The 12723-nt window shown below is 67.1% G+C and carries 15 protein-coding genes; all 15 read right to left on the bottom strand.

The annotated features are described in order from the left end of the window. Nucleotides 1-5 precede the first annotated feature (5 nt). The 15 genes from QM788_RS08295 to QM788_RS08225 all read right to left on the bottom strand — a co-directional run bounded on the left by QM788_RS08295 (nucleotide 6) and on the right by QM788_RS08225 (nucleotide 12710). On the bottom strand, nucleotides 6-1640 hold the full coding sequence (locus QM788_RS08295) for a zinc dependent phospholipase C family protein (RefSeq protein ID WP_415661014.1): 1635 nt from the start codon (nucleotides 1638-1640) through the stop codon (nucleotides 6-8). Between the two features lie 211 nt (nucleotides 1641-1851). Continuing rightward, nucleotides 1852-2532, bottom strand: a complete 681-nt coding sequence (locus tag QM788_RS08290) for a DUF799 domain-containing protein (protein WP_415661013.1) — start codon at nucleotides 2530-2532, stop codon at nucleotides 1852-1854. A 14-nt stretch (nucleotides 2533-2546) separates the two neighbouring features. Further along, nucleotides 2547-2960: a DUF4810 domain-containing protein gene (locus QM788_RS08285; RefSeq protein WP_415661012.1), complete on the bottom strand. Its 414-nt coding sequence runs from the start codon at nucleotides 2958-2960 to the stop codon at nucleotides 2547-2549. Nucleotides 2961-2972: 12 nt separating this feature from the next. Further along, nucleotides 2973-3659 (bottom strand): CsgG/HfaB family protein, encoded by a 687-nt coding sequence (locus QM788_RS08280; RefSeq protein WP_415661011.1) that lies wholly within the window; start codon nucleotides 3657-3659, stop codon nucleotides 2973-2975. A gap of 184 nt (nucleotides 3660-3843) precedes the next feature. After that, on the bottom strand, nucleotides 3844-4260 hold the full coding sequence (locus QM788_RS08275) for a F0F1 ATP synthase subunit epsilon (RefSeq protein ID WP_415661010.1): 417 nt from the start codon (nucleotides 4258-4260) through the stop codon (nucleotides 3844-3846). A gap of 131 nt (nucleotides 4261-4391) precedes the next feature. Continuing rightward, nucleotides 4392-5804, bottom strand: coding sequence for a F0F1 ATP synthase subunit beta (gene atpD, locus QM788_RS08270; RefSeq protein ID WP_415661009.1), 1413 nt, complete (start codon nucleotides 5802-5804; stop codon nucleotides 4392-4394). 43 nt (nucleotides 5805-5847) lie between these two features. After that, on the bottom strand, nucleotides 5848-6723 hold the full coding sequence (gene atpG / locus QM788_RS08265) for a F0F1 ATP synthase subunit gamma (RefSeq protein WP_415661008.1): 876 nt from the start codon (nucleotides 6721-6723) through the stop codon (nucleotides 5848-5850). Nucleotides 6724-6776: 53 nt separating this feature from the next. Then, complete coding sequence (gene atpA / locus QM788_RS08260; protein ID WP_415661007.1) at nucleotides 6777-8330, bottom strand: F0F1 ATP synthase subunit alpha; 1554 nt, start codon at nucleotides 8328-8330, stop codon at nucleotides 6777-6779. Between the two features lie 39 nt (nucleotides 8331-8369). Then, nucleotides 8370-8915: a F0F1 ATP synthase subunit delta gene (locus QM788_RS08255; RefSeq protein ID WP_415661006.1), complete on the bottom strand. Its 546-nt coding sequence runs from the start codon at nucleotides 8913-8915 to the stop codon at nucleotides 8370-8372. A gap of 1 nt (nucleotide 8916) precedes the next feature. Then, nucleotides 8917-9387 carry a F0F1 ATP synthase subunit B gene (locus tag QM788_RS08250; protein ID WP_415661005.1) on the bottom strand — a complete coding sequence of 157 codons (471 nt, stop codon included), beginning with the start codon at nucleotides 9385-9387 and terminating at the stop codon, nucleotides 8917-8919. Nucleotides 9388-9423: 36 nt separating this feature from the next. Then, a complete protein-coding gene (gene atpE / locus QM788_RS08245; RefSeq protein WP_415661004.1) occupies nucleotides 9424-9693 on the bottom strand; it encodes a F0F1 ATP synthase subunit C in 270 nt (89 codons plus the stop codon). 60 nt (nucleotides 9694-9753) lie between these two features. After that, entirely contained in the window at nucleotides 9754-10623 is an 870-nt protein-coding gene (atpB, locus tag QM788_RS08240; protein WP_415661003.1) for a F0F1 ATP synthase subunit A, read from the bottom strand. A gap of 12 nt (nucleotides 10624-10635) precedes the next feature. Further along, nucleotides 10636-11139: an ATP synthase subunit I gene (locus QM788_RS08235; RefSeq protein ID WP_415661002.1), complete on the bottom strand. Its 504-nt coding sequence runs from the start codon at nucleotides 11137-11139 to the stop codon at nucleotides 10636-10638. 135 nt (nucleotides 11140-11274) lie between these two features. Beyond that, complete coding sequence (locus QM788_RS08230; RefSeq protein ID WP_415661001.1) at nucleotides 11275-12177, bottom strand: SMP-30/gluconolactonase/LRE family protein; 903 nt, start codon at nucleotides 12175-12177, stop codon at nucleotides 11275-11277. Nucleotides 12178-12194: 17 nt separating this feature from the next. Further along, nucleotides 12195-12710, bottom strand: a complete 516-nt coding sequence (locus QM788_RS08225; RefSeq protein WP_415661000.1) for a GNAT family N-acetyltransferase — start codon at nucleotides 12708-12710, stop codon at nucleotides 12195-12197. Nucleotides 12711-12723 lie beyond the last annotated feature (13 nt).

The following is a 12723-nucleotide window of genomic DNA, read 5'->3' as shown; positions in this document are numbered from 1 at the left end:
CCGCTCTAAAGCGCTGCAAGCTGCACCGTGGTGGGCAACCCGATGGAAGCCGCCACCGCGTTGGTCGGCAGGTTGGCCAATCGATCCAATGAGCGCACGATCTGCGTGGCCGAGTCGCGCACACCACAGTTCGACACCACGGCAGACATGCCTACCAAGCTGGGGTAGGAGCAATCGAGCCAGCGCTGCAGCGGCGTGAATGCGCTGGCGGCCGGGTCCATCGTGTTGATCATGGCCTGGCTGGCGGCCTTCACGTAGTCGGCTACAGCCTGGTCGGTATCGGCACGCCAGTTGCGCAGGATGGCCTGGATGGGCGAAGACCCCTGACTGGGTATCTGGGTGAAGTCGATCATCGCGTTGGCCAACGCCACTGCCGATTCACGCGCCCTGCTCAGTTCGGTGTAGGCCGCCAACAATTCGTCATTGACCTTCTTGCGGTTGTCTAGCAGTCGCACGGTGGCCTGGTTGCGCAGCGTCAGGATCGTCGTCAGGTCTTTGCAGGTCCGCTCGAAGGTCGCCTTGCAAACAGGGTCAACGATGCGCTTGGTCTTGGGCCAGCAACCGTACCAGCGGCAACTGATGCCGTCCGGCACATCGATGCCGGGGCACACCTTGTCGACTTGGTCGCAGGTCTTCTCGACCAGCAGCGCCTCCAAGTCGTTCTGCGCGCTGATGAGACCGGCCTCCAGACTGAGCGCGCGGTCGGCGGCCGCCTTGGCGCCTTGCGCCATGCGCAGGTCCAGCGTATTGAGGGCGTTGTGCAGCGAGCTCAGCTCGGCCTGGGTCACATTGATACTGCGGTTCAGCTTGTCATTGACTTTGGCGATCATGTCGACCGCCTGCGCGGCCTGAGCTGTGCTCAGGTTGTAGCCAAACTGAGTTGAGATGAACTTCGCGACGGCGATATCGATGTCACGCCAGACACCGTCTTCGGCGATGGCATCGATCGCGGTGCGGTACTCCTTGAACGCCACCAGGTGCGCCGCATACGGCGCCTTCAGGTACTGCGCCTGGGCCTGTGACGAGTAAATGAGCTGGTCGCGCAGGAAGTTCGCGACGCCATCGCTGGGGCGAACGACAGTCCATGGGCTACCCAGCGGCGCACCGGCCGAACTGGTCAACGGCGGCGTGTACTTGGCGATGAAGCCTTCCAGAGCGACATGGCGCTCTTCGACCAGCGTTTCATCAGCCAGGGAGAAGATGTCGCCCGCGTACTGGTTCACATACGTATGCGCGAACACGTCTGCCGACGCATGCCCCAAGTAACCATAGGCAAACGCCTTGGCTTGCGGATTGTTGGTCGAGTTCTGCAGCAGGTGCTGCATCCAGTCACTGGCCTTCCAAGCATCAGCTTGGCCCGGGTGCAGCAGCATCTGACCAACCACCACGTCCGGCATGGCGTCCGGGCCGATGTTGCCCAGCAGGTAGTCGTTCTTGTTCTGCAGGATGGCCAGGCGGATGTCGTCGCGCACTGGCAACTGCACGATCTGGCCGTTCAGCCGAATGGTGATCTTGCCGTTAGTGGCTTCCAGGTCATTGATGACCTGCTGGCCAATCCAGATATGCGTGTTCAACTTGAAGGCGTGGCCGCTCAAAGGAAGCAGCAACGCCAGACCTATCGCGAGCAGCTTGCTCGTCAAGCACCGTGTGAATGTGATGCGCATGGGACTCCCGGGGGCGGCCAGAGCCCTCTGCTCCGCGCCGTGGCATGTCGAACGGCCGCGGATGCTACAGGCACCGCCATGCGCCTCACGGACGTCCGTGTCCCTTGAACTGGTTGAGTAGCAACCCGCACTGCGGCCAGGGGAGCGGGCAAAAAATGCGGCCCGAAGGCCGCGCTTTGTTATTCAGTCAGGGCCTGACGTAATTTGGCGAGCGCGGGCCAAACAGGATGCCGTTCGGCAGCCCGGCCGCAAGCAGCCTCTGGCTGGCAATACCGGCCATCGGATGGCTGCGATCGGTGGAAGACGCGATGATCTGCTCAACCACCGCCTTCACCAACATGCCGAGGAGCCCGCCCTGGCTGCCATTGCCCTGCTCAGCGCTGGAGGCCGTGGCACTGCCGTCCCACAGCAATTGGCCGCTACGCAAATCCACCAGCTTGGCTTCCAGCGTCACTGCGGTTTCGCTATTGAGCACCTTGTAGACCGAGCCATAACGCGTCACCTTTACGTACAAACCGGCGTCGGCACCGAAGATCTCACGCAGCTTCGCCGACGGAATTTGCTGCGCGTCTTCGGGCGTGTGCATCCCGTTGCTCTTCAACGTCTCGTCCACCAGCGACACCGGCAGCACGTAGTAGCCGGACTCGGCAAGCGGCTGCGTCAACTGCGCCATCACGCTGGGCGTGGCCTGCACTTCCGGCGTGCCGTTGATGGGCGGCAACACGAGGATGGAGGCCGGGCGGGCCTGCTTGTAGGCCGTGTAGTCATAGGGCTTGGGCGGCGTGGCACAAGCTTGCAGCAGCAGCAGTGCGGCACTGCCGAAGATCAGCCCGGCGCAGCGCCGAGCACGCTGGATCAGCGAGTTCATGGTCAGGGTCTCCCTCAAGTCTTGGATGGACTGGCCGAAGGCGCGGGCGCCGGCGCGCTGCCGGCGGCACCAGTGCCCGCGCCCTGCTTCGCGGTCCGCAACAGGAAGTCCACGTAGGCTGCGGCCTCAGGGAACTGCGCGCGTTCGGCTTCCAGGTGGCGATGCGCCGCCACATCGTCGCCGCTCTTGGCATACAGCAGCGCCAAGTGGGCGCGCAGGCCGGGCGGGTTGAGCTCTCCGGCAGCCTTGTTTTTGTCGACTTGCGCCTCCAGCGCGGCGATCTGCGCGCCCGGTTCGCCCCCGTTGGTCTTCAGGTACTGGTAGACGGCCTCCTGGTAGCCCGCCCATTGGTATAGCGGCTTGGGAGCGGTCTGGGCGCAGCCGGCGAGTACCACCAAGGCGCAAAGCGCCAAGCTTGTCTTCGTCATCGATGCGGCTCCTCAGCGCGAAGGCTTCCAGGCGCCGCTGTCGACGCCGGCCGTCAACGCATTGACGGCTTCGCGGATGGCCAGGTCCAGCACCTTGCCATTCAGCGTGGCGTCATAGCTGGCGGTACTGCCGAAGCCCAGCACCTCGCGCTCGGACAGGCTGTACTCACCCGCGCCCTGCACGGAATAGACGACCTCGGACGTGGCCGGGTTGACGATGTTCAGCGTGACCTTGGCATAGGCCACCTGCGATTTGCCACGCCCCAGCAAGCCGAAGAGCTGCTTGTCGCCGACATCCTTGCGGCCGAATTCGCTGACCGCACCGGTGACGAGATAGTCGGCCCCCTTGATGGTCTGCGCGCTGCCCTTGAACTGCGCTTCCTGCTTGGCCTCTTCGAGGTTGTCTCGGTCCAGCACGCTGAAACGGTTGGTCTGCTGCAGGTGCGAGACGAGGATCGTGCGGCTTTGCGCGCCCAGGCGGTCGATGCCGTCCGAGAAGATGCCGCGCTGGTAGTTGCTGCGGTTGTCGAACTTGCCGACCGCGATGGGCGCACGAACGCCTTGGTAGGCCGGGGCCGTCGCAGCAGCGACCTTGGGCACCTCGAGCGTGCGGGACTGTTCGGTCGTCGCGCAGCCGCCCAGCGTGGCGGCCAGCGCCGCAGCGGCCAGCGTGCCGCCCGCATTCTTCAGAACTTCCATGGATCCTCCCTAGGACAAAAGGTGCCGGGAGCATAGCCGCCAGAACGGCCCGCGCCTCGGAAGTCCGTCACGCACAGCACCAGGCGGGCTAAAAACAAAGGCGACGGGATCGCTCCCATCGCCTTGTTCGGCGCCGCCACGAACGGCGGAGGTCATGCAGCGCCGCCGGCCGGGCGGCGCGGGCTCAGCGCTTCGCGCGGAACTTGCGCAGCGCGGCGATCTGCGCGGCCATCGCGGCGAACTCGCTTTGCGCGGCGGCGAAGTCGATGTCGCTCTTGGCGTTGCGCTTCGCTTCCTCGGCCTGCTTCATCGCCTCGGCGGCCTTGGCTTCGTCGAGGTCCTTGCCGCGGATGGCGGTGTCGGCCAGCACGGTGACGCGGTGCGGCTGCACTTCGAGGATGCCGCCGGCGACGAAGACGAACTCTTCGCTGCCGTCGGCGCCTTCGATGCGCACGGCGCCCGGCTTGATGCGGGTGATCAGCGGCGTGTGCTGCGGCAGGATGCCGAGCTCGCCGGACTCGCCCGGCAGGGCGACGAACTTGGCCTCGCCGGAGAAGATCTGCTCTTCGGCGGAGACCACGTCGACGTGGAGGGTTACCATGTCAATCTTCCTTAGCGAATGTTGAAGAAGGTTCAGTAAGCAAGCAGTCGGGCGTCAGGCTAGGCGCCGCGCGGAGCTGGACTCGCGTCCAGCGAGCACGGCAACGACGCATGGCGCCTGACTGCGACGTCTTACTGAATCTTCTTCGCCTTCTCGAACGCTTCGTCGATGGTGCCGACCATGTAGAAGGCCTGCTCCGGCAGGTGGTCGCACTCGCCGGCCACGATCATCTTGAAGCCGCGGATGGTTTCCTTCAGCGGCACGTACTTGCCGGGCGAGCCGGTGAAGACTTCGGCGACGTGGAAGGGCTGCGACAGGAAGCGCTGGATCTTGCGCGCGCGGGCCACGGCCAGCTTGTCTTCCGGGCTCAGTTCGTCCATGCCCAGGATGGCGATGATGTCGCGCAGTTCCTTGTAGCGCTGCAGCACGGCCTGCACGGCGCGGGTGGTCGTGTAGTGCTCTTCGCCGACGACGTTGGGGTCGATCTGGCGGCTGGTGGAGTCCAGCGGGTCCACGGCGGGGTAGATGCCCAGCGAGGCGATGTCACGCGACAGCACGACGGTGGCGTCCAGGTGGGCGAAGGTCGTCGCGGGCGAGGGGTCGGTCAGGTCGTCCGCAGGGACGTAGACGGCCTGGATGGACGTGATCGAGCCGACCTTGGTGGACGTGATGCGCTCCTGCAGGCGGCCCATTTCCTCGGCCAGCGTCGGCTGGTAGCCCACGGCGGAAGGCATACGGCCCAGCAGCGCGGACACTTCGGTGCCGGCCAGCGTGTAGCGGTAGATGTTGTCCACGAAGAACAGCACGTCCTTGCCTTCATCGCGGAAGGACTCGGCGATGGTCAGGCCGGTCAGCGCGACGCGCAGGCGGTTGCCCGGGGGCTCGTTCATCTGGCCGTAGACCATGGCGACCTTGGAGTCCTCCAGCTTGTCCTGGACCACGACGTTGGAGTCCGACATCTCGTGATAGAAGTCGTTGCCCTCGCGGGTGCGCTCACCGACGCCGGCGAACACCGACAGGCCGCTGTGCGCCTTGGCGATGTTGTTGATGAGCTCCATCATGTTCACGGTCTTGCCGACGCCGGCGCCGCCGAACAGACCCACCTTGCCGCCCTTGGCGAACGGGCAGATCAGGTCGATCACCTTGATGCCGGTTTCGAGCAGGTCCTGCGACGGGCTCAGCTCGTCGTAGGCAGGTGCGGCGCGGTGGATGGAGGCGGTCAGCTCGGAGGAGACCGGGCCGCGCTCGTCGATGGGGTTGCCCAGCACGTCCATGATGCGGCCGAGCGTGGCCTTGCCGACCGGCACCTTGATGGTGTCGCCGGTGTTGTAGACCTGGGTGCCGCGGCGCAGGCCGTCGGACGAGCCCAGCGCGATGGTGCGGACCACGCCGTCGCCCAGCTGCTGCTGCACTTCCAGCGTCAGCGCCGAGCCTTCCATCTTCAGGGCGTCGTACACCTTGGGCATCTGGTCGCGCGGGAATTCCACGTCCACGACGGCGCCGATGCACTGAACGATCTTGCCGAGGGCTTGAGTGTTAGCCATTTCTTCGTTCCTTCAATTCAAATCTTTGCGTGCCTGAACCCGATCAACCCACAGCGGCGGCGCCGCTGACGATTTCGGAGAGTTCCTTCGTGATCGCGGCCTGGCGGGTCTTGTTGTAGACCAGCTTGAGCTCGCCGATCAGCGTGCCGGCGTTGTCGGTCGCGGCCTTCATGGCCACCATGCGGGCGGACTGCTCGCTGGCCATGTTCTCGGCGACGGCCTGGTAGACCAGCGCTTCCGTGTAGCGCAGCAGCAGCTCGTCGATGACGGTGGCGGCGTCGGGCTCGTAAAGGTAGTCCCACGAGTGGCCGGACTTGGCCGTCGTCGCCAGCTCGTCGGCCTTCAGCGGCAGCAGCTGGTGGACCTTCACCTCCTGCTTCATCGTGTTGATGAACTGCGTGTAGCAGAGGTAGACGGCGGACAGGCGGCCCTCGGCGTAGGCGTCGAGCAGCACCTTGACGGGGCCGATCAGGGCCTCGATGTGCGGCTGGTCGCCCAGCTGCGTGGCGTGGGCCACGACCTTGGCGCCGATGCGGTTCATGAAGCCCAGGCCCTTGCCGCCGATGGCGACGACCTCGGCCGACTGGCCGGCGCCTTCCAGCTCCTTGAGTTTGGCCGTGGCCGCGCGCAGCAGGTTGGTGTTGAGGCCGCCGCACAGGCCCTTGTCGGTCGTCACCACCACCATGCCGACCGCCTTGGCGCCCTCGTTCTGCACGAGGAAGGGGTGGCGGTATTCCGGGTTGGCCGTGGCCAGTTCGGCGGCGATGTTGCCGATCTTCTCGGCATAGGGCCGGGCCGACCGCATCCGCTCCTGCGCCTTGCGCATCTTGGACGCGGCGACCATCTCCATCGCCTTGGTGATCTTCTTGGTGTTCTCGACCGACTTGATCTTGCCGCGGATTTCTTTGCTTGAAGCCATGCGAACTCCTGGTCAGTGCGGTGACGGGCTGCCCGCCACCGCGGTCCTTGGCATCAGGCGAACGACTTCTTGAAGGAAGTGATCGCGGCGTTCAGTGCGGCCTCGGCGTCCTTGTCCATCGCCTTCTGCGTGTCCAGCGTGTCCAGCAGCGCGGCGTGGCTGGTCTTCAGGAACTGGTGCAAGCCGTGTTCGAAGGCGAGCACCTTGTTCACCGGGATGTCGTCCAGGAAGCCCTTGTTGGCGGCGTACAGCGACGCGCCCATCAGCGAGATCGGCAGCGGCGAGTACTGGGCCTGCTTCAGCAGTTCCGTCACGCGGGCGCCGCGGTCGAGCTGCTTCTTGGTGGCGGCATCGAGGTCGGAGGCGAACTGCGCGAACGCGGCCAGCTCGCGGTACTGCGCCAGGTCGGTACGGATGCCGCCGGACAGGCCCTTGATGAGCTTGGTCTGGGCCGACGAGCCGACGCGCGACACCGAGATACCGGCGTTGATGGCGGGGCGGATGCCGGCGTTGAACAGGTTGGTTTCCAGGAAGATCTGGCCGTCGGTGATCGAGATCACGTTGGTCGGCACGAAGGCGGACACGTCGCCGGCCTGGGTCTCGATGATCGGCAGCGCGGTCAGCGAGCCGGTCTTGCCCTTGACCTCACCCTTGGTGAAGGCTTCGACGTAGTCGGCGTTCACGCGCGCGGCGCGCTCCAGCAGGCGGCTGTGGAGGTAGAACACGTCGCCGGGGAAGGCTTCGCGGCCCGGCGGGCGGCGCAGCAGCAGCGAGACCTGGCGGTAGGCGACGGCCTGCTTGGACAGGTCGTCGTAGACGATCAGCGCATCCTGGCCGCGGTCGCGGAAGTACTCGCCCATCGTGCAGCCGGAGTAGGCCGACACGTACTGCATCGCGGCGGACTCGGAGGCCGAGGCGGCGACGACGATGGTGTATTCCATCGCGCCGGCCTGCTCCAGCGAGCGCACCACGTTCTTGATCGACGACGCCTTCTGGCCGATGGCGACGTAGACGCAGGTCATGTTCTGACCCTTCTGGTTGATGATCGCGTCGATGGCCACGGCGGTCTTGCCGGTCTGGCGGTCGCCGATGATCAGCTCGCGCTGGCCGCGGCCGATCGGCACCATCGAGTCGATGGACTTCAGGCCGGTCTGCACCGGCTGGTCCACGCTCTTGCGCGCGATCACGCCCGGGGCGACCTTCTCGATGACGTCGGTCATCTTGGCGTTGATCGGGCCCTTGCCGTCGATGGGCTGGCCCAGCGCGTTGACGACGCGGCCGATCAGCTCGGGGCCGACCGGCACTTCCAGGATGCGGCCCGTGCACTTGACCGTGTCGCCTTCCGAGACGTGCTCGTAGGCGCCCAGGATCACGGCGCCGACGGAGTCGCGCTCCAGGTTCAGCGCCAGGCCGAAGGTGGGCGTGCCGTCGGCGGTGGACGGGAATTCGAGCATTTCGCCCTGCATCACGTCCGACAGGCCGTGGACGCGGACGATGCCGTCCGAGACCGACACGACGGTGCCCTGGTTGCGGATGTCCGCGCTCGGGGCCAGGCCCTCGATGCGGCTCTTGATCAGTTCGGAAATTTCTGCAGGGTTCAGTTGCATGTCGGTCTCCACCCCGGCCGGGGCCGGGGGGTTGGTGTGTTAGGCAATCAGCGCGGTCTTCATGCGCTCCAGGCGGGCGCGCACCGAGGTGTCGAGCACCTCGTCGCCCACGGTGGCGCGCACGCCGCCGATCAGCGACGGGTCCACGCGCACTTCGACGTTGAGCTTGCGGCCGAAGCGCTTTTGCAGCACCTCGGTCAGCTCGCCGAGCTGGCCGGCCTCCAGCGGGAAGGCGCTCTCGACCACCGCCTCGGCGACGCCCAGGGCGCCCGCGGCCAGCGTGTGGAACTGGGCGACTGCCGCCGGCAGCGCATCGAGCCGGCGGTTCTCGACCACCGTCTGCAGGAAGTTGCGCACGCCCGGCAGCAGGGCCTGGCCCAGCTCCTTCTCGGCGACCCCGGCAGCCACGCCGACGACCTGCTCGGCCGTGACCTTGGGATCGTCGGCGAACTGGCGCAGCGCGGCGTCACCCGCCACGGCGGCCAGGACGTCGAGCTGGCCGCGCCAGGCGGTCAGGTCGGCGTTGCGGGCGACCTGGAACAGCGCCTCCGCGTAGGGGCGGGCGATGGTGGCGAGTTCGGCCATGTCAGAGCTCCTGCTTCAGCCGCGTCAGCAGCTCGGCGTGGACGCCGGCGTTGACTTCCTTGTGCAGGATGGCTTCGGCGCCCTTCACGGCCAGCACGGCGACCTGCTCGCGCAGCGCCTCGCGGGCACGCACGAGCTGCTGGTCGGCGTCGGCCTTGGCCTGGGCGACGATCTTGGCCGCCTCGTCCTCGGCACGCTTCTTCGCCTCCTCGACGATGGCCGCGGCGCGCTTTTCGGCGTCGCCCAGCAGCCGGGTCGATTCGGTGCGCGTCTGCGCCAGCTGGGTCTCCACGGCCTTGTTGGCCGAGGCGAGTTCGCTCTTGGCACGGTCGGCCGCGGCCAGGCCGTCGGCGATCTTGGCCGCGCGCTCGTCGAGCGCCTTGGCGATGACCGGCCAGATGAACTGGGCGGTCACCCACGCCAGGATCGCAAACGGGATCCACTGGATCCACAGTGTTGCGTTGATGTTCACGGCTTATCTCCTTTCAAGCCTGAAAGGCAGGCGTGATCAGCGCGCGACGGAAGCCAGGAAGGTGGCGGCGAACGGGTTGGCGAACGCGAACAGCAGGGCGATGGCGACGCCGATCAGGAAGGCCGCGTCGATCAGGCCGGCCAAGATGAACATCTTGGTTTGCAGCTGGTTCATCAGCTCGGGCTGACGGGCCGAGGACTCCAGGAACTTGCCGCCCATCAGCGCGATGCCGATGGAAGCGCCGACGGCGCCGAGGCCCACGATGATGCCGCAAGCCAGAGCAACCAGACCGAGGATGTCGTTCATTTGATATCTCCTAGAGAGTGTGGGAAGGAACAGGAAAAAGGGAAAAGCGGGAAGCAGCGATCAGTGATGGTCGTGCGCCTGGCCGATGTAGATCAGCGTCAGCATCATGAAGATGAATGCCTGCAGCGTGATCACGAGGATGTGGAACAGCGTCCACACGGTGCCGGCCACGACGTGGCCGAACGCCAGACCCAGGCCCGTGGCGTTCATCGCCCAGGCACCGCCCATCAGGGCGATCAGCATGAACACGAGTTCGCCGGCGAACATGTTGCCGAACAGCCGCATGCCGTGGGACACGGTCTTGGCCAGGAACTCGATCATCTGCATCAGGAAATTGAACGGCCACAGCGCCCAGTGGTTGCCGAACGGCGCGGCGATCAGCTCATGACCCCAGCCGCCCAGGCCCTTGATCTTGATGTTGTAGTACAGGCACAGCAGCAGCACGAAGGTGGACATGCCCAGCGTCGTGGACAGGTCGGCCGTGGGCACGACGCGCAGGTAGTCCTTGAAGCCCAGCGCCGGGCCGGCCGAATGCCACAGCTGCGGCAGCGCGTCCACCGGGATCATGTCCATGAAGTTCATCAGGAAGATCCAGACGAACACCATCAGCGCCAGCGGGCCGACGAACTGGCGGCTCTTGGCGTCGTGGATGACGCCCTTGGCCTGGTTGTCGACCATCTCGAACAGGATCTCGACGGCGGCCTGGAAGCGGCCCGGCACGCCCGACGTGGCGCGGCGCACGCCCAGCCACAGCAGGAACACGCCCAGCAGGCCCAGCCCGGAGGCGAACACCAGCGAGTCGAGGTTGTAGAGGCTGAAGTCGACGATGCTGGTCTGCTTCACGCTCTCGAACGAGAAGTTCTTCTGCAGATGCTGCAGGTGGTGATTGATGTATTCACCGGCGCTGGGCGCGTGCTGTTCGCTGCTCATCGTCTGTTGGACTCAATTCGTTCGTTGACCGGACCTTGCGGACACCCACAAGGCCACCACATGTACCTTCAGGCACGCCACCAGCGCCACCAGCAAAGCCGGCCAGCTCAGGTCCCGCACCTGCCACGCCGCCGCCACCAGGATGGCGACCGCGCAGCCCACCTTGACCAGTTCCCAGATCAGGAACGACAGGAACGCGGCCTGGGCATGGACGGCGGGGCGGCGCAGGCCCCAGGCCATCAAGGCATGGGGCAACACCACCGCAGCCGCACCCCAGAGCGTGGCGCGCACCTGCTGCGCCGGCGCGGTGCCGAACAGCCACCACGCCAACGCCAACAAGCCACCGACCACCGCCTGGGCGGCCACCACCGCCCAGGGCGACAGGGGCCGGTCGCGCGCCACCAGGGCTTGCACCTGCTGGGCGGTCCAGGGCGGCACGGGCACGGAGTCGGGCGCGTCGTCGTCCCAGTCGTCAACAGGGGTGCTGGCAGGACGAACCTTGTGGGCAACAGTCATGTCGGCGTTGACGGGGACGGGTCGGCGCCGGCCCGGATGCCGGCCGGCAAAACCACGGGAGTATATGTTGAAACCCGTTGTTTCCCAATCGCCATCCCGCCTTCAGGGTGACGGGCCCGCAGCCCGCGGGAGGCGCTACAGCGCGCAGCGCTGCGCCGGCAGGCCCGGCACCTCGACGCGCAGCGCCAGCACCGCGCCGGCCCAGGGCTCGCGGGCGAGTTCGTCCGCCGGGCGGTTCTCGCGCGCGGTGGTGATGAACAGCGTGCGGCCGTCGGCACCGCCGAAGCAGGGCATGGTCGGGCAGCGCACGGGCAGCGGCAGCTCGCCGAGCAGTTCGCCCTCGGGCGAGAAGCGCAGCAGCCGCGCGCCCTCGAACATCGCCACCCAGTAGGCGCCGGACACGTCCACCGCCGCGCCGTCGGGCCGGCCGCCGTAGGCCGACAGCGGCTGGCCCGCGCCGCGCACCGGGAAGGCCGCGAACGGCTCGGCCGCGCCGAGCGTGCCGGCCTGCAGGTCGAAGGCGTGGCGCCAGATGGCGTGGGCCTTGGTGTCGCTGCGGTACAGCCAGCGGCCGTCCGGGCTCCAGGCCAGGCCGTTGGCGGTGACGATGCCATCGACCAGCGACCGCGCGCCGCCGGCGTCCAGCCGCCACAGCGCCGCCTCCGGCGCGCGGGCATCGCTGATGGCGCCCACCCACAGGCGGCCGGCGGCATCGGGCTTGCCGTCGTTGAAGCGCTGGCGTGCGGGGTCGTAGGGCGGCGGGCACAGGCGCTCGACGGCGCCGCTGCCGGTGTCCAGCGCCCACAGGCCGTCGCGGCGCGCGACGACCAGGCCGCCGCCGGCCCGCGCGGCGATGCAGCCGGGCTCGGCATCCTGCGGGAACACCTCGGGCGCGTCGGCGCCGTCGCGCCAGCGCAGCACCTGACGGGCGGCGATGTCCACGCTGTAGAGCCGCTGCTCGTCGGGGTGCCAGAGCGGCGACTCGCCGAGCAGGCAGCGGTGGGCGTTGAGGGGCCGGAGGTCGTGTGCGAGTGCCATGCCGGCACTCTAGGCCGTTATCCGAAGTAACTGGGCCGGAAGGCGCCCAGGTCGGCCTTCAGGTAGTGCGCGCCGGGGATGGGGTTGAAGTAGAACGGCGGCACCTCGGCGAAGCCCAGGCTTTCGTACAGGCCGCGGGCGGCCTCCATGTCGTCCAGCGTGTCGAGCAGCATGGACGAGTAGCCGGCCTCGGTGGCGCGGTCCATCAGCGCCTGCGCCAGCAGCCGGCCCAGGCCGAAGCGGCGGAAGGCGGGGCGCACGTAGAGGCGCTTCATCTCGCAGGCGTTGGGGTAGTCGGCGTCGGGCAGCGGCCGGAAGGCGCCGCTGCCGGCGACCGCGCCGTCCACGACGGCCAGCAGCATCAGGCCGCCGGGCGGCGCGTAGTCGCCGGGCAGCGCGGCCAGCTCCTGCTCGAAGCCCTGGAAGCCGAGGTCGATGTCCAGGCTGTTGGCGTAGTCACGCAGGATCAGCCGGACTTCCTGCCAGTCCTCGGCGGACTCGGGCGTGATCAGCTGGATGTCGGGGCCTGACATAGGCGGGGCAGTT

It is taken from the genome of Roseateles sp. (assembly GCF_047654785.1).
In the GTDB taxonomy this organism is placed as follows: Bacteria; Pseudomonadota; Gammaproteobacteria; order Burkholderiales; family Burkholderiaceae_C; genus Pelomonas.
Note: the sequence above shows the minus strand (reverse complement) of the source record. Positions and strands in the feature narration are given on the sequence as shown.